We start from the raw sequence: 24,439 nt of genomic DNA on the forward strand, positions 1-24,439 counted from the left end.
CGCGCTGCACCATCCGCTCTGGCTCCGGGGCGTACCGGTGCGGGCGGGGAAGGGCTTGCGGGCGGCGGCGGGTGGGCCTAGAGGCAATGTCGTCCATGTCTGGCGGCCTCGTTTTCGGCCTGCGCGACAGGTCAAACCCGCCGCAAAAGACCGTCCGGCCGGACGGCTCGTTCTTTCCGGAGTGCCTCATGCCACCGATTGCCGATATCCTGTTGTTTGCCGTGATGCTGGCTGCCGCCGGCGCCGTGGCGGGGCTGCTGGCCGGCGTGTTCGGGATCGGCGGCGGCGCGGTGCTGGTGCCGGTCTTCTACCAGGTCTTCGGCTATGCCGGGATCCCAGAGGAGGTGATCATGCATCTCGCCGTCGGCACCTCGACGGCGCTGATCGTGCCGACCTCGATCCGCTCGTTCCAGGCGCATCGGAAACGCGGGGCCGTCGACATGGACTTGCTGAAAGGCTGGATGATCGCGGTGCCGCTCGGGGCGCTGCTCGCCACCGTCGTTGCGGCCTATGTGTCGAGTGCGGGGCTTCGCCTGTTCTTCGCCGTCATGGGCCTGGTGCTGGCGGCGCGCATGCTGTTCCTCTCCAACCGACTGCATCTCGGCACGGAACTGCCGGGCGAGCCGGTGCGGTTTGTGACGGGTACGGCGATCGGGCTGTTTTCCGGGCTGATGGGGGTCGGCGGCGGGGTGTTCAATAACACCTTCATGACGCTTTTCGGCCGGCCGATCCACCAGGCGGTGGCGACATCATCGGGTGTTGGCGTGCTGATCTCGATCCCGGCCTTTTTCGGCTTCATCTATGCCGGCTGGGGCGAGGCGGGCCTGCCGCCGTTTTCGACCGGCTTCGTCAACTGGATCGCCTTTGCGGTGATCTTCCCGATCGCCATGCTGGTCACCCCCTATGGCGCGCAGCTGGCGCATAAGCTGAACAAGCGGCAGCTGGAACTGGGCTTTGCCATCTTCCTGCTTTTCGTCTCGGCGCGGTTCTTCTGGAGCCTCTATGGCGGGTGACGCTCGATAGCCGATCGATCAGATCGCGATAAAACAGCAATGGCTTCTTGAGTTTGTCGTGAAGCTGGTCTCTCCTGTCGGCACCGATCAACGGTTGAGACAATGAGGAGACGAAAATGGGCCTGTTTGATTTCATCAAGAGCGCCGGCAAGAAGCTCGGCATCGGCGACGACGATGCGCCGGATGCGGAGGCCGTGCAGAAAGAACTCGCCTCGCACGGGCTCGGCACCGATGCCGTCCAGGTCGAGGTCGTCGAGGACAAGGTGGTACTGAAGGGCACGGTCAAGGACCAGTCGATCTTCGAGAAGGCCGTCGTCGCCGTCGGCAACACGCTCGGCATCTCCAAGGTCGAGGCCGGCGAGTTGACGATCGCCGAGGCGCCGGACGCGGCCCCGGTCGCCGCCAAGGATCCGGTCCTCTACACGGTCAAGAAGGGCGACAATCTCTGGAAGATCGCCGAGGCGCAATATGGCAAGGGCAAGGGCGCGAAGAACACCGTGATTTTCGAAGCCAACCGGCCGATGCTCAGCCATCCCGACAAGATCTATCCGGGGCAGGTGCTGCGGATTCCGGAATTGGAGGGGTGAGATGGGGAGGGCGCGGGCTGCTGCGATGGTGGCCCGCGCGCTTCTACTGGCTATGTCAACGGAAATCCCTTTGGCGCGATCTTTCCGATCGCAAAAGTGGTGATGCCCCATGACGCGCGGCTGGCGATGGGTGTTGCGGTGTTTCTGCTGTTCGTGTCTGCAGGGTTTTTCTAGAGTTTGGTGGGGTGTGTGGGCGGTGGTGGCCCTGGAGGGAGCGCCCACCATCCCTCAAGCGTCCAAGAAATCGGGATTTCTAGGATGTCCCCTTCCATGGGGCTGCATTGCAACTAGAGAACCGTTTCTCCACCTGCAACCGGCATTTATCGGCTACCATACCGTCGTTCCGATAGTAGTAGATAGCGCTTTGTGAAGTATGCGATCAATCGCTGCTACCAGATCTTGAACGTTTTTTATATTCCGTTTCACATCAAGGTATGTGAGCTGGGGCGGGTTTGCGTGCGCCAGGGCGGTACGTATGGAGTTGAAGCTTTCCAATCGATACTCCGCATCGGCGTTTATTCGACCAGAGATTTGGTCGAAAATATTGTCGATGCCGATGCGAGAAAACATCACTTTAACGTTCTTAGCGGAAGGGTACTTCCTTTCAGCGAACACTACTCCACCATCGAAGCCGGCGGGGATCTGCGCGCTTCCTTCAAGGAAAGCCCATAGGTCGCTCTCACGTTCGATTTTTTTTAGAAATCGACCTTCGTCGCTGGTGTAGGCTAATGCAGAGAAGTGCTGGGTGAGACGGCTTTTCGCTACTGCTACGCGAGTTCGGACAGGGATGGCATTGCTTCGAATGTCGTTTAATGAGCGGAGTCTGAAAGCCCATGCCTCAAAGACGGATCTAATGTACTCTTCCACCGCTGCACTCGTTTGTAGGATCGAGCACTGAAACGCTAGATCTCGTACTCCAGGCGGAACGCTTTTTCTACGTGCCAGATTTGAATCTCGTACTAGCTGCTCTGTTCGAGTGATGAAGTCGGCTCTGTGAGGACTGACACGATATCGCAACGTCATAGCCTGTTGAACAGCTCAGTAGCGCGGGAGATTCGGGTTTGAACAGATGTCTCATCGCTTGTCGCTCGTTGGACGCTAGTGGCGAAAATCCGATCTGACATGAGGTCGACAAAGGCTCGTTGAACCTGCGTTCTGTCTGCCCTGAGGCTTTTGATCCCGTGGCTCGTAGTTTCAGCCATACCGATCATTTGCGCATCGTATATTGCTGAATTAAAATTGCCTGCGGTAGTGAGATCCTCTTTGATAATCTTGAACGCGTTTCGACCAAAATAGTAGTTAACAAGCTCGAGACTTTCAATGAAGTCGTGAGTCCACGCATCCAGTTTACTATCAGGTATATTTCGATGACTTGTCGTAAACGTATCGAGAAAACCGGATAAAGGCTTAGAGTATGAATCTCTCGCATGCCTGAATGCAAAGTATCTCAGGATTAGCTCCGCGCCTTTCATCCTCTTGTCCGACTTTATTCCGCTGAGTTTCTTCCACGTATCATTTTTCACAAGGTGGTCAACACGCTTCATTAATGAACCGTGATTGACGCCGTGGCGTAATTCTTGGCCGTTAAGCTTTACGGACCCCGTATTCAATCGTTCGAAGACATCAAATTTGATTTGAGGGTGAGTATCCTTTAGAATGGTGATACATCGTATTGTGCGGTTATTGATATGATCCCTGAATCTAGGATCAAGTTGCGCCCAAGTATAACCGTTTAGTTCGGGGTAGGTCGTAAGGCCCTGTAAGTCAAATGCGTCATTCAAGAACAATTTTATCGACATCAGTCTCTGATTGCCGTCTATCACAATTAGATTGTTAGTCGGAGACTGGCTGAAATAAACGACGGGGATGGGGCATTGGATGATCAAACTTTCGATAAGCCTCGAGGCTTGAGTTCGAGTCCATACATAGCCACGCTGAAACTCCGGCACCTCAATCTTGCCAGTGCCCATTAGCTGGTGAAGGGAGCCGACGGTCAGATCTGCCGTTTCTGTGTGAAGCCGTCGTTGCTCCGGGGGAATATTTCTGACTTCCGCATCGTCTTCCTGTGCTTGCATCACGGGGAAGAGCTTGTCCGCCAGAGCCTGTATTGAAGTCGTCATCATTATTCCGTCTTTTGGATAGCAGTTGCGGTGCCTGCAACTTATTAGTTCCCCGGTGAAAGTCAAAGATCCTAATCGGATGCCAAGATCTTCTGCGTGCAACAGCTGGCCTTAAAGGCGCGATGGCTTCTTTTGCGGCGCTCCTAATTTCACGTGGTCTGATTGAATGAAGCTACTACGGAAAGGGAGGGTCGGCGCCTAGCTCCCGCGTGGGGGTGATCTGGCGGCAGTTAGCACCGGGTTACCCCAACTGCGCGTTCCGCCCAACCTCCCTCTCAAAGGGGAGGGAGAGCGGGTGGCGCCAACGATCAGCCCTAGTGGGGGAGCGGAAGCGACCCTCGAAGGACGAGGGCGAGTGGGGCTGGTCTGGGCCTAGGTCCTTCGAGGCCCGCTTGCGCGGGCACCTCAGGATGAGGGTCAACGTGGTCTGAACTGCTTCCCGGTCAACCGGGGAGAGTGCGCGCGCGGGGCGAAGTCCCCTCCCAAACCCTCCCCACAAGGGGGAGGGCTTAACCTGGGCCGGCCTTGGTGCGTCGCCGATGGCTTACACCACAACCCCCGTCCGGTTGCTCGACATCGTCAGCTTGCGTTCGGCGCGCTCCTGCTGGGGGGAGCGGTTGTAGAGTTCGCGGTAACACTTCGAAAAATGCGAGGCGGAGACGAAGCCGCAGGCGACGGCGACTTCGACGACGGGCATGGAGGACTGGACGAGGAGGTGGCGGGCGCGGTCGAGGCGGATTTCGAGATAGTAGCGGGCGGGGGAGCGGCCCATTTCCTGCCTGAAGAGGCGTTCGATCTGGCGGCGCGAGAGGCCGGCGTCGTCGGCGATTTCGAGGAGTGACAGCGGTTCTGCGAGATTGGCCTCCATCAGCTCGATGATCTGCAGCACCTTGGAATTCTGCACGCCGAGGCGGGCTCTGAGCGGCAGGCGCTGGCGGTCATTGGCGGAGCGGACGCGGTCGGTCAGGTGCTGTTCGCAGACGCGGTTGACGAGGCCTTCGCCAAAATCCTGGCCGATCAGGTTCAGCATCATGTCGAGCGAGGCCGTGCCGCCGGCGCAGGTGTAGAGATTGCCGTCGACTTCGTAGAGGTCGGCATAGACTTCGGCCTGGGGGAAGGTCTCAGAAAAGCCGGGCAGGTTTTCCCAGTGGATGGCGCAGCGCTTGCCGTTCAGCAGGCCGGCCTGGGCCAGAACATGGGCGCCGGTGCAGAGCGAGCCGACCGCGACATTGCGGTTATAGGCTTCGCGCAGCCAGGCATTGACCGACTTGTTGTTGAACTCCTCGACATAGATGCCGGAACAGACGATCGCCATGTTCGGGCGGTTCTCGCCACCGAGATAGCGGCGCTCGTCGGCGAGCGAGCCGTTGACCTCGATGCCGATGCCCGAGGAGGAATGGACCTTCTGGCCATCGACCGAGGCGAGACGCCATTCATAGGCGCCGTAACCCAGCATGCGGTTGGCGATGCGCAGCGTCTCGATGGCGCCGGCAAAGGGCAGAAGCGTGAAATGCGGGACGAGGAAGAAGACGATGGTTCGCTTCTTGGTCTGTGGCTGTATCTTGCTCATGATGGTGCCCTGATGTCCTTGCTGCCGTTCCCTTGTTTTCCGGCATGCTCCGCCTGAATTGAGCGTCGCGATAGTCGTTTTACGACATTGTCGCGAAATCGCGCGTCGCAAAATCATCAGCAATCGCTAATCGCAAGATTGTTTCGCAGTTTTCAGGCTGCGACATGGCGTGGGGTGCCATGTGGCGGGCATCGGTGCGGGGAGGGCGCTGTATGGCAGGGGCTAACGGCAGGGGCGGGGCGTTTGCGACCAAGACATGGGGCTTTCCCGTTTGCGACGCCGTTTCCGATGTGGGGGCGGGTGTGTCGCAAACGGGGTCGTGGCCGGATCGCCAGCCTCAGCGGCGCATGTCGTCGGCGGGCCAGCCGAGATCCTTGCGCAGGTCGAAGGGCAGGGCGGCGAGCACTGCCGCGTCACGCCTGCGGCGGCGGTGATCGGCCATGGCGCGGGCGAAACCGTTCAGTTTTGCCGCGAGGTGGCCGGCCGCGCGGCTCGCCATGTCGCCCGGCGTGGGCACGGCGGGGGCGGTGCGGGTGATCGGGGTATCGCTGCAAACCATTGCCATGGTCGTGATCCTTCTGAGGTTCGATGGCTCCCTTTTCATCCTTTGCTCTTCACTCGGCGGGGGCCTGGTTTCGATATTGCGCCTTTCACTCATCAATCAAACGAATGTTCCTTATGTCTGTCATTCTGAAAGGTGATGAATTGGCGGTGGCTTGTGAGGCCGAGATCGTCCCGCATTGCTGTGCCGAGCGGGGCGAGTGTGCGGCGGGTCGCCTTGCGGATGTTGCGGTGGCGCGTCTTTGCCATCAGGGTGGCGACCATGTCGTGCAGCGTGTCGCGCAGGGTCTGGAAGGCTGTCTGTGTCATGGCTGCAATCCTCCTTATCCGGGTTGTGAGAAGAGGATGCGCCCCGATTGACATTCAATCAAACGCAATAGTATCGTCTTCAAGTTCAATTTTGTTGAAGGTAAACCGCCATGACGCTCATGCTGCGCCAGCCGCTTCCGCTTCTCGACAACGACGTTCTGCGTACCTTCGTGGCGATCGCCGAGACCGGCAGTTTCACCACGGCCGCCGATCGGGTCTATCGCACGCCGTCCGCCGTCTCCATGCAGATCAAGAAGTTGGAGGAGCAGCTGAGCGTCACGCTCTTCCTGCGCGATGCGCGTTCGGTGACGCTGACGGAGGGGGGCGAGGTGCTGCTGCCCTATGCGCGGCGCATGCTGGCGCTGTCGAACGAGGCCGTCGGGCGTTTTCGCATGCCGGAGATGAAGGGGGTCGTGCGGCTGGGCGCCCCAGACGACATCGGCGAACGTTTCATGCCGACGATTCTCAGGCGCTTTGCCGAGCTCTATCCGCTGATCATGGTGGATCTGACGGTTGACACTTCGGGGGCGCTTCGGCGCCGGCTGGCCGAACAGCGGCTCGACTTGACGCTGACCAATTGCGCGCCGGGCCAGGTGGTACATGAGGGCGAGGTGATCCATCAGGAGCAGCTGGTCTGGGCCGGTGCCAAATGCGGCACGGCGCATTTGCGCGATCCGCTGCCCGTGTCGATCTGGGAGGATGGCTGCTGCTGGCGGGCGGATGCGCTGGCACGGCTCGACAAGGAAAAGCGGCCCTATCGCATCGCTTATCTCTCGGCCCATACGATGGCGCAGCGGGCGGCTGTCATTGCGGATCTCGCGGTCGCGCCTTTGCCGCGCAGTTACCTCACAGACGACATGACGGCGCTCGGCGCCAAACACGGGCTGCCGGAGCTGGGCTCCTTCGAGGTGCGGCTGCTGACCGGCAAGGAGACATCCGAGACGATCCGGGCGGTGGCGGACAGCGTGCGCTATGCGTTTTCCGAGATGATCGGGATGGCGGCGTAAACCGGCGAGATCGGTAAGCGGTTGGCGATTTTCGTAATTAGGGAAATGCCGAATTGGACACCCGCCAGTGGGAAACAGGCGTAGGATTTGAGTGCGGATGATGGATGAGACGAAGGGGCTGCGGCTCGAGGACTTTGCGGGTCGGGCCTATGACAAGCTGCGTTATGGCGACACGGACCGGCAGGGGCATGTCAACAATGCGGTCTTTGCCACCTTCATGGAAACGGGCCGCGTCGAACTGATCTACAGTCCGCAAGATCCGCTGCTGGACGAGGGGTATCCCTTCGTGCTCGCCAAGCTCGACATCGATTATGTCGCAGAGGTCTTGTGGCCGGGCACGGTCGAGATCGGCACGCGGGTGACGCGGGTCGGGCGGTCGTCGGTGACCATGCAACAGGCGGTGTTTCAGGCGGGCCGGCTGTGTGCATCGGCCGAGACGGTGGTGGTGCATTTCGACCAGGCGACGCGGAAGTCGCATGCGTTTTCGCAAGTGCAGCGGGCGAAGCTCGAGGCGTGGATTTTGACGCCTTAGGCGGTCAGGAGATGGCGGATTGGGGCGGGCATCTTGCGATGCGCCGCCCTTTGTTTTGCGTCGACAGTTCAGTCCTGGCGTTCGTAGAGCGCCTGGCTCTCCGTCAAGACCTCGTCGAGGCGGCGGCCTTCCTGGAAATGGGCGAGGTGATCGGGGAAGGCCACGCCTTCCGGGACCTTGGGGCAGATTTCGGGCGCGCGGAGACGCGTTTCGACCGGGATGACGCCGGCCCAGACCTGTGCGTCGACATCGGCCGGGTCGTCGGAGACGCCGCCTGAGCGGACTTTTGCCGAGGCTTCCTCGATGCGCATGCCGATGACCATGGTGCCCTTGGCTTCCTGCTGGTCGTTTTCGCGCAGCACGTCCGTGCGACCGGGATAGAAACGGTCGACGACCGCCTTCAGGGCTTCCGCCTTCTCTTCCGGGTCGTCGATGATGTGGGCGGTGCCGAAGCACATGGCGGAGCGGTAATTGGCGGAGTGATGGAAGCCGGAGCGGGCGAGCACCAGGCCGTCGAGATGGGCGACCGTCAGGCAGACGGGGATGCCTCCCTTCTGGGTCTTCAGCATGCGGCTGGCGGACGAGCCGTGCCAGAACAGCCAGGCGCCCTCGCGCCAGTGGGTGGTCGGTGTGCAATAGGGCTGGCCGTCGATGACATAGGCGACATGGCAGAGGAGGCTCGCGTCGAGCACGGCATAGACGGCATCGCGGTCATAGGCTGCGCGCTGGTGCAGGCGCTTGGCGCGATTGCGCGGGCTGACGGGGAAGGTTTCGGGCTCGGGTCTCTCGTTCATGCTTGCCTCCGGACTGCTGATGCGGCAGGGATAGCGGGATCAATTGGTCATAAGAAGATCCACAATGACGCAAAAACCGCGAACCAATTCCGACTGGTCGGCCAGCACGCCGGTTCTGCCGGCCACGGGGCCAAGGCGGCTGGCGCTCTATCGTTCGCTGCGCGGGCTGATCGAGAGCGGGCAGATGAAGCCCGGCGACAAGCTGCCGACGACGCGGGATATTGCCAAGCGTTTCGGCATTTCGCGGGGTGCTGCGGTCGCGGCCTATGAGATGCTGGTCGCGGACGGTTTCGCAGAGGCGCGGGTGGGAGCGGGCACCTATGTGGCCGAGGCCGTGCCGCTGGTTCAGCCGGTGCCAGCGTCTTCGCCGGTCTCGCCGCCGGTCATGGAGCAGGATGCGCTGGCGCCGCTTCCCGGGGCGCTCGGATGCTCGACGGCGGACGAGACGTCTCTGCGGATTTTCCGCATGCTGATGAATCGGCACCTGGCCAAACCATCGGCGCGGCATTTCCACTATAACGACCCGGCGGGCAGTCTGGCGCTCCGGGTGGAGGTGGCGGCTTACCTCAAGGCCGCGCGGGGCGTGGTCTGCGAGCCGGATCAGGTGATCATGACGGCGGGTACGCAGCAGGGGCTGGATCTCGCCGTCAGGGCGCTGTTGAAACCGGGCGATCCCGTGTGGCTGGAGGATCCGTGTTATGCCGCCGCGCGGGAGTTGTTCGAGGGCACGGGCCTGTCCGTGACTCCGGTTCCTGTCGATGGCGAGGGGATCGATGTGGCGGCGGGTATCGCGGCGCGGCCGGATGCCAAGGCGGTCTATGTGACGCCCTCGCACCAGTATCCGCTCGGGGTCACGCTCTCCATGGCGCGGCGGCTGGCGCTGATCGACTGGGCAAGACAAGCGGGCGCCTATATCCTGGAAGACGATTACGACAGCGAGTTTCGCTTCGCCGGGCCGCCGCTCAGCGCCCTGCAGGGCATGGATGGCGAGGGGCGGGTCATTTATCTCGGGACCTTCTCCAAGACGTTGTTGCCCGGTTTTCGGATCGGCTATCTCGTGGTGCCGCGCGCCTTACGTGAGCGATTGCTGACCATTCGCCGGCTAACCGATCGCTTTCCCTCGACGCTGGCCGAGGACGCACTCACCGAATTCCTGCGCAACGGGCATTTTTCGGCGCATATCAAGCGGGCGCGCAAACGGGTGAAGGCGGCGCGGGATGCGCTGGTAGAGGCGCTGCGGGAGGGGCCATTCGCGGTTTCAGCACCCGAGCAGGGCCTGCATCTCGTGGCGGAGCTTGCACCCGGGGCCGACGACGTGAGCCTCGCGAGACGGGCGCGAGAGGCCGGCTTCGGCGCCAGGGCGCTTTCGCCGCTCTACCTCGCAGAGCCCACACGGCGTGGCCTGGTGATCGGCTTTTCCGGGTTTCCGCCTGAAGTGATGGCCAGCGCGGCACGGCGATTTCTCAGCTTGGTTGCCTGAGGTCCAATGTCGGTGGCGGGCTATGTGTCAGGCGGAGGTGTCCGGTCGCGTCGCGGTCTGTTCGGCGCCTGCGATCCAGACGTCGAGCAACTGGCTCAGCATGATTTCGGCCGTCTCGGGCGGCGCCAGCCAGCCGGAGATTTCGAAGACGATGACCTCGTGAAACAGGGCCTGGACGCCGCGCGCGAGCAATAGTGCCCGCTCGGCTGACGGTGGTCCTTGCGACGGATTGCGGAAGAGTTCGGCGATCTGATCTTCGAGAACACGGCAGAGATCGAGGAAGGCTTCCGTATGGGGGCCGCGGGTGAGGGCCGACTGGCTGAGATAGAGGCCGGCAAAGGCGTGTTCCCGGCAGAAATAGGAGAGCCAGGGCCAGAGCAGAGCGCGCAGCCGCTCACCCAGCGGACGGTCGTCCGTGCGGGCGATCTCGGCCTTGCCGGCTTCTGCCAGCTTTTCGATCTCGGCCAGGCCGAGCGCTGCCAGGAGATTGGCCTTGTCGCCGAAATGGGCAAAGACGCTCGACTTCGCAACCTTCGCCGCACTCGCGATCTGGTCGATGCTGGTCGGCTCGTAACCCTGGCGCGCAAAGAGCTCGCGCGCGGCGCCAAGAATCTGCTCTCGGGTCTGGCGGCTGCGGGACTGGCGAAGTTTCATGCGCGATTCCTTTTGGACGAGCCTACGCTGAAATTATCTTGACCGAGGTCAATTTGTTCAGCATAAAATGACCACGGTCAAATACAAGGAGATTCCGCATGTCCTTCCTGTCACGCGATGCCCAGCCCTCGCGGCTTCTCGTCCTGAACGGCAATCCTGCACGGAAAACCCTGTGCGGAGCGATGGCGGAGCGGATTGCGGATTCCGCCCGCGAGCTGGGCCAGACGGTTCGGCTGGTGCATCTGGAGGATCTTGATTTCGACGCCAATCTTCGGGACGGGTATCGCGCCCGCATGGACTGGGAGCCCGATCTTGCGGCGCTCGCAGAAAGCCTCACCTGGTGCGACCGGCTGGTGATCGTGCATCCGCTCTGGTGGGGCGCGGCGCCGGCCAAGCTCAAGGGCCTGTTCGACCGCGTGCTGATGCCGGGTTTCGGCTTTCAGTATATCGAGGGCAAGGCGCTGCCGAAGCCGCTGCTTTCCGGCCGCAAGGCGCGCGTGGTCATCACCTCGGATACGCCGACCGTCTTTCTCAAGTGGATCTATGGCAATGGCTGGGTCAAGTTGCTGAGGCGGCAGATTCTGGCCTTTTGCGGGTTCAGGGATCTGAAGGTGAAGTATTTCAGCCCGGTCCGCGGGGCAAAGCCGGAGGCGTTGGCAAAGATGGTCGAAGCGGCGCCGGGGATTTTGGGGTGAGGGGGGAAGGCCGTTTTGTGGCCGCGAGGGGACAGTCAGCTCTGGTTGAAGTGGTCAGAGGGCAGACGCCTGCCGGTGCTCGCTCATAGAGGCTACAGATGGTGGCGGTGTTATCTCAGACAGCCCCGGCTCTTAGTTAGTCATGGAGCCTCACTCGATCATTCAACAGTTGCAATCGGCGCATGACCGAGTTCGTAAGTTAAGATGAAGCCGACCCAGTCATTCAGGATGTGAGCTCCCGCTGAGACCCAGAGGTTTCGCGAGGCAATGTAAGCGAGCGTCAAAACCATTCGGGCGCCACCGATGACGATGAGCGATTGCGTCCAATTCCAGCCATAGGTCGGTAAATGCGCTGCGCCGAAGAGCAAGGAGGCGAGCAAAAGCGCGATCGCGATGCCGATGCGGCGTGGCATGCCGAGACGCGTAACGCAAAACCAGAGGACAGCGAGGAATGGCAGGATGGCGAGCAGCTCTTCTCCGACAAGTTGGGGGATCGTTACGGCCAAAATCCAGACAAATTGCGCGCCGGACATGGCGCGCATGGATTCGGAAACGGGATTTTCGGTGAACGCCATCACCTGCGACAGGCCAAGTGCAACGGCAAAAGAGACAATGATCGTCAGCAGGGCGAAGACGACCATGAGGGCCACCTCCCTGAGCCCGACTTTGCCGAACAAAGCGGCCCAGTTCCCGCCGGTCACCAAGCGCAATGCGATCAGTGGGATCGCGACAAACAATAGCGCTGGCATGATATTTACCGGAAATGCCCGCAGGGGGATCATTGTCAGAGCCACAAAGGCCACAGCAACCGAACCGAGGAGGAACAGCCAGCCTTTGGCTTCCACGGCCACCGGGCGGCCGTCGTAATAGGGGAAATCCGGTCGAGATTCCATGATGCGCTCTGATTACTCAATATAGAGGGTCAGTTGGTAGTTCGCGGTTTCACCCCGGCGTGCAGCGTTCCGCATCAGGTAAACCTGGACGACGTAGTTTCCGCTCGACGGAATTGTGATGCTGGTGCCGTTGCCGTCCATCGAGCTGTTGTAGAGGGCGGCATTGGCCCCGGCCGCCAGAACGTTGAAATAGAGGCTGGAATTCGAGGAATCGAGTTGAACGCTCATCTTCTGACCAGCCCCAATGCCGAGCTTGTATTCGACGCTGTCGTAACCCTTGATCTTGCCATTGATCGTCGCGCCGGACGTTCCAGATGCGAACCGGACTGTTTCTTGCCTGATGTTATCCGCCAGGACAGGCGTGGCGAACGTCACACCCAGGCCGATCAGAAGCGCACGAAGTAAATTCATAGGCACATCCTTTCTCTCAGTTCGATTTCAGTCGCAAAACCGGACAATCCAGTACTCACTGCCAGTCAAAATTGCAGGACTTCGAATTTTAGATTTGGAAGGCTTTCTGTCGGCGTCAAGCGCCACCCTGCAAAATGGCCTATCGATCTGAGTGAACGTGTCCATTGCAAAAGTCTCACGCAACTCTTGCGACGGTCAATTGAGCAGCGCAAAAGTAGAGCGTCGCCGGGAGGTTCAATCAAGGTTACACTGTCAGTGGGCGCTGATACGGACCGGGGGTTTGCAACCCAAGAGCCGGACAGGAGTGACACTTGGACTTCATGAAGCTTCTGAAGTCGCTCGAGGAACTGCTCTGCAAGCTGGTTTCGTGGCTTGTATTCGACCCTCTGACGATGTGGCGAACGGTCGTCAGCCCGCTGTGGCCGGGGCTAGTGCATGCCAACGTGCCAATGACGTCGTCCCGGCCGCCTATTCCCTCGACCGCCGGCGCCTCCGCCCACCGCCTTCTCCTTCGCCGTCCGCCAGCACCTTCCGCTCCGGCAGCGTCACCGCCGCCGAGAGCTTCGGGAAGGGATCCACCTTGTTCGGCAGGGCCATGGCGTCGATGAAGAGTTGCTGGAAATGCGGCTCCAGCGCGGTCTCGATCTTTTCGATGCGGGTGACGGTTTCCTCGATTTCGCGGCGGTAGTCGCGGTTGAGGAGAGCCATCAGGGCGCCGGTGCCGGCGGCATTGCCGACGGCCTTGACTTCCGAGAGCTCGCAATCGGGGATGAGGCCCAGGACCATCGCGTATTTCGGATCGATGAAGGAGCCGAAGGCGCCGGCGAAGCGGATGGTGTCGACGGTATCGATGCCGAGCTTTTCCATCAGCAGCTTGATGCCGGCGTAAAGGGCGGCCTTGGCGAGCTGTATGGCGCGCACGTCGTTTTGCGTCACCGTGATCTTCTGAGCGCCGTCATGCAGGAGATAGGAGAAGGTGCGGCCGTTTTCAAGGATGCGGTGGCTTTTCGCCGCCATGCCGCCATCGACGACGCCATCGGTGGAGATGACGCCGGAGAGGTACATTTCCGCGACGACTTCGATGATGGCCGAGCCGCAAATGCCTGTTATGCCGGTCTTGTTCGCGGCCTCAGTGAAGCCTTCCTCATCCGACCACTGCTCGACGCCGATGACCTTGAAGCGGGGTTCGAGGGTTTCGGGATCGATGCGGACGCGTTCGATGGCGCCGGGGGCGGCGCGCTGGCCGCAGGAGATTTCGGCGCCTTCGAAGGCGGGGCCGGTCGGTGAGGAGGCGGCAACCGTGCGTTCGCGGTTACCGAGTACGATCTCGGCGTTTGTGCCGACATCGACGAGCAGCATCATCTTGTCCTGGCGATGCGGGCCTTCCGACAGTGTGGCACCGGCGGCATCCGCGCCGACATGGCCGGCGATGCAGGGCAGGCAGTAGATGCGTGCACCGTGGTTGATGGCGAGATCGATCTCGCGCGACCAGGTGTGGATCGCGCCTGACACGGCGAGCGCAAAGGGCGCCTGGCCGAGTTCCGTCGGGTCGATGCCGAGGAAGAGGTGGTGCATGATCGGATTGGCGACGAAGACGGCGTCGAGAATGTCGTCCGGGTTGACGCCGGCTTCGGCGCAGACCTTGACCGTCAGCTCGTTGATTGCCTGACGCACGGCCTTGGTCATGGCCTCGCGCCCGTCGGGGTTCATCATGACGTAGGAGACGCGGCTCATCAGATCCTCGCCGAAGCGGATCTGCGGGTTCGACAAGCCGGAAGAGGCGATGACGCGGCCCGAGAGGAGCGAGACGAGATGCATGGCGATCGTCGTCGAGCCGATGTCGCAGGCGATGCCATAGGCTTCGTTGTGCAGGCCCGGCCAGAGCGCGATCATGTTCGGGCGCGACGTCTCGAGGTCGCGGTGGATCGCGGCGGTGACGCCCCAATTGCCCTTGCGGAGCGTCTTCTGCACCTCCGGCAGCAGATGTTGGGCGACGAGGATGTTCTGGAGGCCCCAGTCCTTTTCCAGCATGACGTTGAGGCGGTCGAGATCGCCGAGCGGCTTGTGCATGTCGGGTTCGTCGACCTCGACATAGCAGAGCTGGATCGCCGGATTGCGCGGAAAGGTGCGGTCGGTCGCGGCCTTGCGGATGACCTGGGCATTGACCACCGTGTCCGGCGGCACATCGACGACGAGATCACCGAGGATCTGGGCCGAGCAGGACAGGCGGCGGCCTTCCGGAATGGTGCGGACTTCGGCGTAACGCTTTTCCTTCGGCCCGACGGGCGAGATGTGGTCATTGGACGAGGTGATGCCGTGTTTGGCGAACTGACCTTCCTGGACTTCGATCTGGCAGCGCCCGCAGGTGGCGCGTCCGCCGCAGACGCTTTCGACATAAACGCCGAGCGTGCGCGCGGCCTCCAGCACGGAGGTGCCGACGGGGAAACGGCCACGCTTGCCGGAGGGCATGAAGAGAACGAGGGGATCAGCGGCGTCTGTCATTCTGGTCTTTCGAAATCTGGGGTATTCCCCGGGGCATGACTGTCTGCTTCGGCCTTACTTGGCCACCGTCTTTTCGAGTACTTCGCGGATCAGGCGGGTGTAGGGAATACCCCTTTCCTGAGCCTTTGCCTTGATCGCCGAAAGCAGGGCTTCCGGCAGTCTCATGTTCAGCTGAGCCGACTTCTTCTCGAACTCGAACTGGACGGGTTTGAAGCCGGACAGGTCGTATTCGGAAAGGTCTGCTTTCTCGACGAAGGCTTCGGCCTCCGCGTCGGAATGCAGGACCGGCATCTGCTTGCCCTTACCGTTGCTCATAGCGCCGGATCTCCCGTTCGTGCATGTAACGTGCGCTGATCGGTCGGATCAAAATTCCGAGCTCGCTTTCGCGCAAGGTGAAGACGACGAAGACGTATCTGCCTTCCGCAGTAGTTCCGATGGCGCGCTTCCGGTCTTCTCCGACAGTCGGGTCGGGGTAGACGGAAGGCGTTCTCATGAACACCTGCTCGATTTCCGCTTTCGTCAGGCCGTGCCTGGCACATTTCGGCCAATTGCCGCTGTCCCAATCGAAACCGGAAATCGCTCGCTTCATGCTCGCATACTACACGTTTGTATAGGCAAATGTAAAACGGCAGAGGTCCTTCACTCCGTCGGCGCACTGCCTCCACCCGTCCGGCCCGCGCGGCCGCCGCGGCGACCGCTCGAGGCTCCGGGGGCAGCAGTCGAGGCAGCCGCGCCGGCTTCGGCAGGCTTGTGGTCGCGGTAGGTCATGATCCAGTTGCCGCAGTTCGGGTCGGTGCCGTTCAGGACGTTGGCGGCGCGGACGGCTTCCATTTCCTGCGGGCGGCAGGGGTTCATGATGGCGGATGTCATGCCTGCGCCGATGACCATCGGGATGAAGCCGGCATTGATGCCGTGGCGGTGCGGCAGGCCGAAGGAGATGTTGGAGAGACCGCAGGTGGTGTTGACCTTCAGCTCGTTGCGCAGGCGGTAGAGCAGCTGGAAAACCTGACGGCCGGCATCGCCCAGCGCGCCGATCGGCATGACGAGCGGGTCGACGACGATGTCATGCGGCTTGATGCCGTAATCCATGGCGCGTTCGACGATCTTCTTGGCAACCGCGAAACGCACATCCGGGTCCATCGAGATGCCGGTCTCGTCGTTGGAGATAGCGACTACGGGCACGTCGTATTTCGCGCAGAGCGGCAGGATGGCTTCGAGCTTTTCTTCCTCGCCGGTGACCGAATTGACCAGCGGGCGGCCCTTGGCGATCTTCAGCGCTGCCTCGATGGCGGCGGTGACGGAACTATCGATCGAAAGCGGCACGTCGACCAGGCCCTGGACGATTTCCATCGTCTTGACCAGCAGCGCAGGCTCGGTCTCGTTCGGGTTGACCGAGGTGACGCCGGCATTGACGTCGAGCATGGTGGCGCCGGCGGCGACCTGTTCCAGCGCGTCCCGGATGACCGTGTCGAAATTGCCCTCGATCATCTCGGCTGCGAGCTTCTTGCGACCCGTCGGATTGATGCGCTCGCCGATCACGCAGAAAGGCTGGTCGAAGCCGATGATGATTTCCTTGGTGGCGGATGCGACGATGGTGCGGGTCATTTCAGTCCTCCGGTCGATGCCGGCTCTCGCACGGCGGGAATGGGATGTGCCGGCAGGTGCCGGGAAATAGCAATGGGGCGTTAGTGGGTTTGCGATTGGGCGGCGCGGCCGGCCATTTCCTGCTGGTCCTGGACAGGGTCTTCGCCGATCTCCTGCATGCGCTGGGCGGCGATGTCGTCGGCGCGGGCGTGCTCGCGTTTCCAGGGCTTTCGGCCCTTGAGGATGCCGGATTCATGCACGATCTCGGCGACATATTCCTCCTGGCGATAGGCCATGACATGCACGCCGGAGACGCCCTCGATCTCCTTCACCTCGTTGATGATGTCGATGCAGAGCTGCTTGCCTTCCTTTTTCTGATCCTGCGCGCCTTCGAGGCGGGCAATCACATGATCAGGAATGTGGATGCCCGGCACGTTGGAGCGGATCCACTTGGCGGTCTTGGCGGACGCCAGCGGGCCGACGCCGACGAGTATGTAGCATTTCTCGTGGAAGCCGAGGTCGCGGACCTTGTTCATGTAGTCGCGGAACATCGGCACGTCGAAGCAATACTGGCTCTGCACGAACTGGGCGCCGGCCTCGATCTTCTTGCCCAGGCGATAGGGGCGGAAATCATAAGGCGGGGCGAAGGGGTTGATCGCGGCACCGAGGAAGACCTTGGGCGGGGTCGAGAGCTTGCGGCCGGAGAGGAATTTCGATTCGTCGCGCATGGTGCGGACGGTTTCCAGGAGCGACATGCAGTCGAGGTCGAAGACGGGCTTGGCGCCCGGCTGGTCGCCGGCCTGTACGCCGTCGCCGGTCAGACACATGATATTGGTCACGCCCATGGCGGCCGCTCCCAGCACGTCGCCCTGGATGGCGATGCGGTTCTTGTCGCGGCAGGCGATCTGCATGATCGGCGCGTAACCCATCCGGGTCAGAAGGGCGCAGATGCCGACGGAGGACATGTGGCAATTGGCACCGGAGGCATCGACCGCGTTGATGCCGTCGACCCAACCGTCGAAGATCTTGGCGCGTTCGTAGACGTCCTCAGGGTCGGCGCTGTCGGGCGGGTTCAATTCGGCGGTGACGGCGAACTCGCCGCGGCGGAGCACGCGCTCCAGGCGACCCAGCGAGGAGTGACCGGGCAGGGGATCGAGCGGCAGATGCGGACCCAGCGGGTTTTCGTCGATATGGGCCATGGATCAGGCTTCCTTTGCCGGTTTTTCGCGCTCGGCGGCGGCTTCTGCGGTAACCCGCAGCCACGAGGATGTCTCGCGGAGCGACTGGTTGACCGGCTTTTGCACCTTCAGGATTGCATCGCCGGCCACCATGTTGCGCGAGCCGTTCCAGGCCTGGACCCAGACGCAGGGCATGTCGGGTTCGACTTCGCAATTGCCATTGGCGCGCACGCCACCGCAGGGGCCGTTGCGCAACTGCTTGGGACAGTTCATCGGGCAAGACATGCCGGTGGAGGACAGCACGCACTGGCCGCACATGCGACAGTCGAAGAGCAGGCCCTTCACATTGCGCTCGACGAAGGTGACCGGGGTTTCAACCCTGCTATAGCCGAGCGCCTTCCAGACCGGATGGAGGAAGAGGAAGGCGCTGGCGAAGTTGCGGTAGACCCATTCGAGCAGGCGCGAATTGCGCACGGCCCAGAGGCGGATCGTATAGGAGCGGCGGGCGCGGCGATTGGGTGAGACGCCGGCTGGCGTGAATGCGCCGGTCTTTGCCTTCGCGGCAGGGGCGGCATTGCCTTTCTTCGGTGGGCCGGGATCAACCAGTTGGGGTTCACCCATTGTCGCGGCCCCCGGCATGAACGAGGGCGACGAGGCGGGCCTTGTCGTAGGCTGCCTCGATCTCGGCTGCGGCGGCTTCGGCTTCGGCTTCCATGTCGTCACCGACGGGGATCGGATCGGCCTTGCGCCAGTCGGCGAGATAGGCGTCGGTTTCAGCAGCGCCTGAGCGCATGGCCGCCATGTCGATGGCTTCAGTGAAGCGGAGCGAGAGCTCACGCTTGGCCGATTTGCGACCCTGCTTGACGATCACCTGGGCTGGAATGTCCCGCCAGTAAACGACGATCTTGTCTGCCATGCCACTCTCTCCCTTTGAGCCCAGAATGCACGGGGGGCATTCGCCGGACTGCGCTCTTCACGACGTCGCTTGTCGCCAAAAACGACGCTGCCATGAGTCCTGATGTTTTTACCAGATCCGGCGTGTCACGCCGCACCAGAGCCAGGACCAGAACGTGGGTGGAAAGCGAAGCGCAGAGGGGCCTTGCGGGATTTTTGGCGAGAGGTGACCGTCGAGGGCGTCCTCCACCGAGCGGCGGGTGATCTCCAGGGCGGAAATCGTCAGCAGGAGCGGATAGGTCGAGATGAAATCGGAAGGCTCAGGGCGGGTTCGTACTTCGTAGAGCGTGCCGCCGGTATCGGTGCCGGCATCGACGAGATGGAGGGTGGCGCCGAAGTTCTGGGCGTCGTTTTCGCGCAATGACCAGTAGCCGCCCATCTGGCCGCGATAATTGGGGTTGATCCCGGCATGCAGGTTGATCACCGGGCAGGGCATCGCCGCAAGCTGGCGTGCCGACATGAGACGGGTCGAGACGAGCAGGATCGCACCGGGTCGGATCTGGCCGATGACATCTTGCGTCTCGGCATCATTGATGGATGTGACCGGGTGGATGGGAACGGTCTCCGGCAGGATACGGTCGAGGTCGTGGCGGCTGAGCAGTTCCGCCACGCGGCGGTCGGCGAGGCCGCGGAGAAGGCGGGCAGCAATCATCGTGCCGAGCTGGCCGAGAGCTTCGACCCAGCCCAGCTTTCTGGCGCGGCGGCGGGTGATCTCGCCCTTGCCTTCGGGATTTTCCAGCACGATGTGGACATCGAGCCCGCTTTTGGCCAGATGCTGGACGACGATTGTCGGATTGAGGCCGCCGGCGGTCATGACGACTACTGTGCGGCGTGACAATTCAGGTGCAGCTTCCTGCATCAGATGACGAGCGCGACAACGGCGAGGGCGGTGTAGACGACGAAACCGGCGACTGCGAGCGAGAGCAGACCGATCAGGCAGCCGACGACGACGCCGAGGCCGTCACGCTGGGAATGGGCGAAACCGAGCAGTGCGAGCGCGAAGGCCGGCGGCCAGTTGCCGAGCGGGATCGGCAGGAAGACGACGATGGCGAGGATCAGGGCGAAGAAACCGATCACGCGTTCTGCAAATCGGCTTTCGAAAAGCCAGAAGCGCGGGATCACCAGTTTTTCTGCCCAGCGCATCCAGGGAACCAGGCGCTTGACGATCGCCTCGAAGGTCTGCGGCTCGACGCCGTAATCGCTGACCACCCGGGGAAAGAAGACCCGCCCGCCCGGAGAGGCCATCATCTGCCAGGCGACGAAAATCAGGGGCAAGCCCAGAATGAAGGTGGCACCCGGCGGCATCGGCACGAGATTGGGAAGGGCGAAGACGAGGAGGAAAGCGCCGAAGGACCGGTCCTGCAGGGCGATCGCGATGTCGCGGATCGTCACCTTGCGGTCGGTCGTGCGGGCCAGCCGGACCAGAAGGTCCGAGAGGTTTTCGGGATGATGATGTTCACGCGCGGTGACGAGACCCGCCACCCATGTTTCCGCCCTGTCGGTCATTCCTGATTCTCTTGGTTTTTGTTGACCTGACGAGCAGTGTCGCAGGGGGACATTACAGGGACATTAAAGCGGATGCGGGGCGGGCAAGGTGTTTCGCTGATGGTGAAAAGATGGTGAAGACTGCGGCAGCCAACCAAAAACCGACTTAAGCCGTTGGCTTGATTTTTCCGCACGCACTTGTCACCTAGATCGTCTTGTTTCGATCCAACGGGGAATCAGGATGACTGTCGCTTTTCAACGCTCTGCAGGTGTCGTGGCCATGCTCTTGGCGGTGACGCTTGGCCTTTCCTCTTGCGGCAACACGATCCGCGGGATTGGCAACGATCTCGGCAATGCCGTGGATGCCACGCAGGACGCCGGGCGCAGCGTCGCCAACTCGGTCAACTGAGGCGGCTCATTCCGAACCTTCCGGGGATCAGGCGGCCGGTGCGTGGGCACGCGCGGCGGCGACCAGCTCCGGCTGAAGGTCGCCGTAGCCGGTGAATCGGTATTCGTAGTCGAGCTTCAGATAGTCCGCAGCCCACTTGGCCTTGGCCTGGAGTTCGGTGTCTTCCGTCTGGGCGAGATAGACGATCTTGGTGTAATTGCCGAAGACCATGTCGCGCAGTTCGGGATGGCGGTCGAGCTTCAAGGGTTCGATGACGAAGGCCTCGAACTGCCGGGTGATCAGGTCGGTGAGGTAGAAGGCGGTGAATTCCGTCTCGCATTCGGCGAGAAATTTATCCGTGCCGGTGAAGAAGGCGTAGCAATGGGGGCCTGACAGCCGCTCGATGCCTTCCTCGCGACAGATGCGGTCGACTTCGCCCTGGGTGCCGCATTCGGCATAACCGATGAATATGTTTTCATGGCCCGATGCCCGCGCTTCCGCGATCTTTTCACGGAGCGCGGGGGCGATCTTTTGCGGGTAGACGTGCCAGATCGCCGGCAGGCATTCCAGCGTCAGATGATCGAGCCCGTTCAGAGCCTTCACCGCCAGAATCTCACGTGCGATCGCACCGCATGCAATCACGTGAACTTTTTCGCTTGTCGCGCGTTGTTCCATCGCAATCCACTCGTTACCCATACAGAAGGTACATCCACATGATGGCGAAAAAACTGACAGCCGGCGCAGCCCTCGTTCTCACCGTCTTCGCGCTCTCGTCCTGCGGCAATACGATCCGCGGCGTTGGCCAGGACGCGGCCAACACCGTCGATGCGACGCAGTCTGCGGGCCGCAACGTCGACGCCGCCGCTTCCCGCTAAGCGCGATCGCGCGGGGGACACCGCTTTGAGCGCAGCTATATCAGGAGAGGGAGCATGACGCTCACGACCATCGCAAAGGCCAGTGCCATCTATATGCTGGCGGCCGTCCTGTATGCCGGTGGGCATATCGCTTGGCAGACCATGGCGACTTCCCCTCAAGGCGAGTATTACGCAGAAGCCGGCCTCTAAAGGGCCGGCTTCGCCGTTTTCAGGTTCAGGCGCGAGCGCCTAGGCTGTTGTGCTTGCGGCTGATGAATTCCTTGGCCGTTTCGACGGCGACGGCCGCATCACGACAATAGGCATCTGCGCCGACGGCCTTGCCGAATTCTTCGTTGAGCGGTGCACCGCCGACGAGCACGACGTAGTCGTCGCGAATGCCCTTTTCCTTCATCGTGTCGATGACGACCTTCATATAGGGCATCGTCGTGGTCAGCAGAGCCGACATGCCGAGAATGTCGGGCTTTTCGCGTTCCAGCGCTTCCAGATAGTTTTCGACCGGATTGTTGATGCCGAGATCGATCACGTCGAAGCCAGCGCCTTCCATCATCATGCCGACAAGGTTCTTGCCGATGTCGTGAATGTCGCCCTTGACGGTGCCAATGACCATCTTGCCCTGCTTCGGGGCGCCGGTTGCGGCGAGTAGCGGACGCAGGATCGTCATGCCGGCCTTCATGGCATTGGCGGAAAGCAGGACTTCCGGCACGAAGAGGATGCCGTCGCGGAAGTCGACGCCGACGATGCGCATGCCTTCGACGAGCGCCTGAGTGAGGACGTCGTAAGGCACCCAGCCGCGTTCGAGCAGGATGTTCGTCGCTTCCTCGATCTCCTCTTTCAGGCCGTCATAGAGGTCATCATGCATCTGCTGCACGAGTTCTTCGTCGGAGAGTTCGGAAAGAATGATGTCATCTTCGGCCATGGTGGTGCTTCCCGCTTCTTTTTCAACGCGATTCAGGTCGCGCCGGACATGAGACTGCCCGATCGAAAGTTAAACCTCAAGTTCGTGAAAAACTCTTTTCGATTACGACGCGCCGCCCCTGAAAAGCGACGGTGTGAGACTAGCTGTCAGAAATACGATGTCTGTGAGACGCAAGCGGTTGGCGCATAAAGGATGGTTTCACATGCGGATTGGAATAGCATAATGGAGGAGAGAAGCAGCGCGGATGAGCGCTCGAGCGAGGAAGCAGACATGGATGAGATCATCGAAGAAGCGGGTGCAGGACGTCGTTCTCGCGGCGAGGGACGCGGAGCAGCGGCTCGCCGCGCATCCCGCAGCGGCGGCGGTGCCGGTCCGGCCATGCCCTATATCAGCCGCAAGATTCAGCCTTACAACGTGCTGGACGAGGAGGGGCTTCAGCTGATCGAGCACAATGCCGATATCGTGCTCGAGGAGATCGGTATCGAGTTCCGTGAGGACGGAGAAGCGCTGGAGCTCTGGAAAAACGCAGGTGCCGACGTCAAGGGCGAGCGGGTTCATTTCCCCAAGGGGCTCTGCCGCGAACTCCTGAAGACGGCGCCGTCGGAATTTACCTGGCATGCCCGCAATCCCGAGCGCAGCGTGCGCATCGGCGGCAATGCTACGGTCTTTGCGCCCGTCTATGGCCCGCCCTTCGTGCGCGACCTTGACGGGAACCGCCGTTATGCGACGATCGAGGATTTCCGCAATTTCGTGAAGCTCGCCTATATGGCGCCGTCAATGCATTCCTCGGGCGGCACGGTCTGCGAGCCGGTCGATATTCCGGTCAACAAGCGCCATCTCGACATGGTCTACAGCCATATCAAATATTCCGACAAACCCTTCATGGGGTCGGTTACGGCGCCGGAACGAGCTGAAGATTCGATCGCCATGGCGAAGCTCGTCTTCGGCGATGACTTCGTCGAAAACAATTGCGTCATGCTGAACCTGATCAACGCCAACTCGCCGATGGTCTTCGACGAGACGATGCTCGGTGCGTCGAAGGTTTATGCGCGTCACGGTCAGGCGTCTGTCGTCTCGCCCTTCATCCTGTCCGGCGCGATGAGCCCGGTCACCGTTGCCGGCACGCTGACGCAGATCCTGGCGGAAGTGCTGGCGGGTGCTTCCTTCACCCAGCTGATCCGTCCGGGTGCGCCGGTGCTGTTCGGCACGTTTGCGGCATCGATCTCGATGCAGTCGGGTGCGCCGACCTTCGGCACGCCGGAACCGGCGCTGGTCTCCTATGGTGCCGCCCAGCTCGCGCGGCGCATGGGCCTGCCCTTCCGGACCGGCGGTTCGCTCTGTGCGTCGAAGGTTCCGGATGCGCAGGCGGCGCATGAGAGCGCCAATACGCTCAACATGACACTGCTCGCCGGTGCCAACTTCGTGCTGCATGCGGCCGGTTGGCTCGAGGGCGGTCTTGCCGCCTGCTACGAGAAGTTCATGATCGACCAGGATCAGCTCGGCATGATGCAGAAGATGGCGCAGGGCGTAGACCTCAGCGAAAGCGGCCAGGCGATGGATGCGATCCGGGAAGTCGGCCCCGGCGCGCATTATCTCGGCTGCGCCCATACGCAGGCGAACTTCCAGAGCGCCTTCTATCGCTCGGCGCTCGCCGACAACAACTCGTTCGAGCAGTGGGAAATCGAGGGGCGCAAGCGCGTCGAGGATCGCGCCAATGCGCTTTGCCGGTCCTGGCTCGACAGTTACGAGGCGCCGGCGCTCGATCCCGCAATCGACGAGGCGCTCCTGGCCTTCATCGCTGCCCGCAAGAATTCGATGCCCGACGCCTTCACTTGAAAGGGTCCCGTTGCCAGGGAGCAAGGCGGAGCCAACAAGGTCGCCGACATGATCCAGGAGGAGGTCTGGCGACCCCATTACAAAATCGAGGGGCC

30 protein-coding genes are annotated in these 24,439 nt (G+C 61.6%); 10 read left to right on the forward strand and 20 right to left on the reverse strand.

Annotated elements, in window-relative coordinates; all coding sequences use genetic code 11:
- Positions 1-188 precede the first annotated feature (188 nt).
- A complete protein-coding gene (locus E9677_RS22390) occupies positions 189-1,013 on the forward strand; it encodes a sulfite exporter TauE/SafE family protein (RefSeq protein ID WP_136560275.1) in 825 nt (274 codons plus the stop codon).
- A gap of 116 nt (positions 1,014-1,129) precedes the next feature.
- A complete protein-coding gene (gene lysM / locus E9677_RS22395; RefSeq protein WP_136560276.1) occupies positions 1,130-1,600 on the forward strand; it encodes a peptidoglycan-binding protein LysM in 471 nt (156 codons plus the stop codon).
- A 327-nt stretch (positions 1,601-1,927) separates the two neighbouring features.
- Here the strand turns inward: lysM and E9677_RS22400 are convergent, their stop codons facing one another.
- The 5 genes from E9677_RS22400 to E9677_RS22420 form a co-directional block, all read right to left on the reverse strand.
- Positions 1,928-2,623, reverse strand: a complete 696-nt coding sequence (locus tag E9677_RS22400) for a HEPN domain-containing protein (RefSeq protein WP_235883071.1) — start codon at positions 2,621-2,623, stop codon at positions 1,928-1,930.
- Positions 2,620-3,723, reverse strand: coding sequence for a GmrSD restriction endonuclease domain-containing protein (locus tag E9677_RS22405; protein ID WP_136560278.1), 1,104 nt, complete (start codon positions 3,721-3,723; stop codon positions 2,620-2,622). Before E9677_RS22405 ends, E9677_RS22400 begins: the two co-directional genes overlap by 4 nt.
- A gap of 541 nt (positions 3,724-4,264) precedes the next feature.
- Complete coding sequence (locus E9677_RS22410; protein WP_136560279.1) at positions 4,265-5,290, reverse strand: GlxA family transcriptional regulator; 1,026 nt, start codon at positions 5,288-5,290, stop codon at positions 4,265-4,267.
- A gap of 337 nt (positions 5,291-5,627) precedes the next feature.
- Positions 5,628-5,855 carry a hypothetical protein gene (locus E9677_RS22415; protein WP_136560280.1) on the reverse strand — a complete coding sequence of 76 codons (228 nt, stop codon included), beginning with the start codon at positions 5,853-5,855 and terminating at the stop codon, positions 5,628-5,630.
- Between the two features lie 92 nt (positions 5,856-5,947).
- Positions 5,948-6,160, reverse strand: coding sequence for a hypothetical protein (locus E9677_RS22420; RefSeq protein WP_136560281.1), 213 nt, complete (start codon positions 6,158-6,160; stop codon positions 5,948-5,950).
- A 110-nt stretch (positions 6,161-6,270) separates the two neighbouring features.
- Here E9677_RS22420 and E9677_RS22425 point away from each other — a divergent pair, with 110 nt between their 5' ends.
- Both E9677_RS22425 and E9677_RS22430 read left to right on the forward strand, forming a co-directional pair.
- Positions 6,271-7,167 (forward strand): LysR family transcriptional regulator, encoded by an 897-nt coding sequence (locus tag E9677_RS22425; protein ID WP_136560282.1) that lies wholly within the window; start codon positions 6,271-6,273, stop codon positions 7,165-7,167.
- Between the two features lie 97 nt (positions 7,168-7,264).
- Positions 7,265-7,699, forward strand: coding sequence for an acyl-CoA thioesterase (locus E9677_RS22430; RefSeq protein WP_136560283.1), 435 nt, complete (start codon positions 7,265-7,267; stop codon positions 7,697-7,699).
- A gap of 68 nt (positions 7,700-7,767) precedes the next feature.
- Here E9677_RS22430 and E9677_RS22435 read toward each other — a convergent pair whose 3' ends face one another.
- Positions 7,768-8,493 (reverse strand): pyridoxamine 5'-phosphate oxidase family protein, encoded by a 726-nt coding sequence (locus tag E9677_RS22435; RefSeq protein ID WP_136560284.1) that lies wholly within the window; start codon positions 8,491-8,493, stop codon positions 7,768-7,770.
- Between the two features lie 64 nt (positions 8,494-8,557).
- On the opposite strand from E9677_RS22435, the gene pdxR reads away from it, so the two are divergent.
- Positions 8,558-9,973, forward strand: a complete 1,416-nt coding sequence (pdxR, locus tag E9677_RS22440) for a MocR-like pyridoxine biosynthesis transcription factor PdxR (protein ID WP_136560285.1) — start codon at positions 8,558-8,560, stop codon at positions 9,971-9,973.
- A 27-nt stretch (positions 9,974-10,000) separates the two neighbouring features.
- On the opposite strand, the gene E9677_RS22445 is transcribed toward pdxR, so the two are convergent.
- On the reverse strand, positions 10,001-10,627 hold the full coding sequence (locus tag E9677_RS22445) for a TetR/AcrR family transcriptional regulator (RefSeq protein WP_136560286.1): 627 nt from the start codon (positions 10,625-10,627) through the stop codon (positions 10,001-10,003).
- 98 nt (positions 10,628-10,725) lie between these two features.
- Between E9677_RS22445 and E9677_RS22450 the strand changes: the two genes are divergently transcribed.
- On the forward strand, positions 10,726-11,322 hold the full coding sequence (locus E9677_RS22450) for an NAD(P)H-dependent oxidoreductase (protein WP_136560287.1): 597 nt from the start codon (positions 10,726-10,728) through the stop codon (positions 11,320-11,322).
- Between the two features lie 158 nt (positions 11,323-11,480).
- Here the strand turns inward: E9677_RS22450 and E9677_RS22455 are convergent, their stop codons facing one another.
- From E9677_RS22455 to E9677_RS22505, 11 genes are all read right to left on the reverse strand, one after another.
- On the reverse strand, positions 11,481-12,173 hold the full coding sequence (locus E9677_RS22455; protein ID WP_205910182.1) for a CPBP family glutamic-type intramembrane protease: 693 nt from the start codon (positions 12,171-12,173) through the stop codon (positions 11,481-11,483).
- Between the two features lie 54 nt (positions 12,174-12,227).
- Positions 12,228-12,626 (reverse strand): DNA breaking-rejoining protein, encoded by a 399-nt coding sequence (locus tag E9677_RS22460; RefSeq protein ID WP_136560289.1) that lies wholly within the window; start codon positions 12,624-12,626, stop codon positions 12,228-12,230.
- 468 nt (positions 12,627-13,094) lie between these two features.
- Positions 13,095-15,128, reverse strand: coding sequence for an ASKHA domain-containing protein (locus E9677_RS22465; protein ID WP_136560290.1), 2,034 nt, complete (start codon positions 15,126-15,128; stop codon positions 13,095-13,097).
- Between the two features lie 54 nt (positions 15,129-15,182).
- Positions 15,183-15,443 carry a BrnA antitoxin family protein gene (locus E9677_RS22470; RefSeq protein WP_136560291.1) on the reverse strand — a complete coding sequence of 87 codons (261 nt, stop codon included), beginning with the start codon at positions 15,441-15,443 and terminating at the stop codon, positions 15,183-15,185.
- Positions 15,430-15,717, reverse strand: a complete 288-nt coding sequence (locus tag E9677_RS22475; protein WP_136560292.1) for a BrnT family toxin — start codon at positions 15,715-15,717, stop codon at positions 15,430-15,432. The genes E9677_RS22470 and E9677_RS22475 overlap by 14 nt, the downstream gene beginning before the upstream one ends.
- Positions 15,718-15,767: 50 nt before the next feature.
- Positions 15,768-16,733: a methyltetrahydrofolate cobalamin methyltransferase gene (locus E9677_RS22480; protein WP_136560293.1), complete on the reverse strand. Its 966-nt coding sequence runs from the start codon at positions 16,731-16,733 to the stop codon at positions 15,768-15,770.
- Between the two features lie 80 nt (positions 16,734-16,813).
- Positions 16,814-17,911 carry a methylenetetrahydrofolate reductase gene (locus E9677_RS22485; protein WP_136560294.1) on the reverse strand — a complete coding sequence of 366 codons (1,098 nt, stop codon included), beginning with the start codon at positions 17,909-17,911 and terminating at the stop codon, positions 16,814-16,816.
- 3 nt (positions 17,912-17,914) lie between these two features.
- The gene (locus E9677_RS22490; RefSeq protein WP_136560295.1) at positions 17,915-18,511 is read right to left on the reverse strand and encodes a methylenetetrahydrofolate reductase C-terminal domain-containing protein; all 597 of its coding nucleotides are present in this window, start codon (positions 18,509-18,511) and stop codon (positions 17,915-17,917) included.
- Positions 18,504-18,806, reverse strand: coding sequence for a virulence factor (locus E9677_RS22495; RefSeq protein WP_136560296.1), 303 nt, complete (start codon positions 18,804-18,806; stop codon positions 18,504-18,506). The genes E9677_RS22490 and E9677_RS22495 overlap by 8 nt, the downstream gene beginning before the upstream one ends.
- 108 nt (positions 18,807-18,914) lie before the next feature.
- Positions 18,915-19,703: a formyl transferase gene (locus E9677_RS22500; RefSeq protein WP_136560297.1), complete on the reverse strand. Its 789-nt coding sequence runs from the start codon at positions 19,701-19,703 to the stop codon at positions 18,915-18,917.
- Positions 19,703-20,350, reverse strand: a complete 648-nt coding sequence (locus E9677_RS22505; protein WP_136560298.1) for an exopolysaccharide biosynthesis protein — start codon at positions 20,348-20,350, stop codon at positions 19,703-19,705. Before E9677_RS22505 ends, E9677_RS22500 begins: the two co-directional genes overlap by 1 nt.
- A gap of 259 nt (positions 20,351-20,609) precedes the next feature.
- On the opposite strand from E9677_RS22505, the gene E9677_RS22510 reads away from it, so the two are divergent.
- Positions 20,610-20,738 (forward strand): entericidin domain-containing protein, encoded by a 129-nt coding sequence (locus tag E9677_RS22510; RefSeq protein ID WP_136560327.1) that lies wholly within the window; start codon positions 20,610-20,612, stop codon positions 20,736-20,738.
- A gap of 27 nt (positions 20,739-20,765) precedes the next feature.
- Here E9677_RS22510 and E9677_RS22515 read toward each other — a convergent pair whose 3' ends face one another.
- On the reverse strand, positions 20,766-21,392 hold the full coding sequence (locus tag E9677_RS22515) for a DUF1638 domain-containing protein (protein WP_136560299.1): 627 nt from the start codon (positions 21,390-21,392) through the stop codon (positions 20,766-20,768).
- A 38-nt stretch (positions 21,393-21,430) separates the two neighbouring features.
- On the opposite strand from E9677_RS22515, the gene E9677_RS22520 reads away from it, so the two are divergent.
- Together E9677_RS22520 and E9677_RS25775 are read left to right on the forward strand one after the other, a co-directional pair.
- Positions 21,431-21,592, forward strand: coding sequence for an entericidin domain-containing protein (locus E9677_RS22520; RefSeq protein ID WP_136560300.1), 162 nt, complete (start codon positions 21,431-21,433; stop codon positions 21,590-21,592).
- A 54-nt stretch (positions 21,593-21,646) separates the two neighbouring features.
- Positions 21,647-21,781, forward strand: coding sequence for a hypothetical protein (locus tag E9677_RS25775; protein WP_268960323.1), 135 nt, complete (start codon positions 21,647-21,649; stop codon positions 21,779-21,781).
- Between the two features lie 25 nt (positions 21,782-21,806).
- Here E9677_RS25775 and E9677_RS22525 read toward each other — a convergent pair whose 3' ends face one another.
- Complete coding sequence (locus tag E9677_RS22525) at positions 21,807-22,508, reverse strand: corrinoid protein (RefSeq protein WP_136560301.1); 702 nt, start codon at positions 22,506-22,508, stop codon at positions 21,807-21,809.
- A 270-nt stretch (positions 22,509-22,778) separates the two neighbouring features.
- Here E9677_RS22525 and E9677_RS22530 point away from each other — a divergent pair, with 270 nt between their 5' ends.
- On the forward strand, positions 22,779-24,344 hold the full coding sequence (locus tag E9677_RS22530) for a trimethylamine methyltransferase family protein (RefSeq protein ID WP_136560302.1): 1,566 nt from the start codon (positions 22,779-22,781) through the stop codon (positions 24,342-24,344).
- The last annotated feature ends 95 nt before the right edge of the window (positions 24,345-24,439 follow it).

This window comes from Peteryoungia rhizophila (assembly GCF_004912145.1).
GTDB classification, from domain to species: domain Bacteria; phylum Pseudomonadota; class Alphaproteobacteria; order Rhizobiales; family Rhizobiaceae; genus Allorhizobium; species Allorhizobium rhizophilum.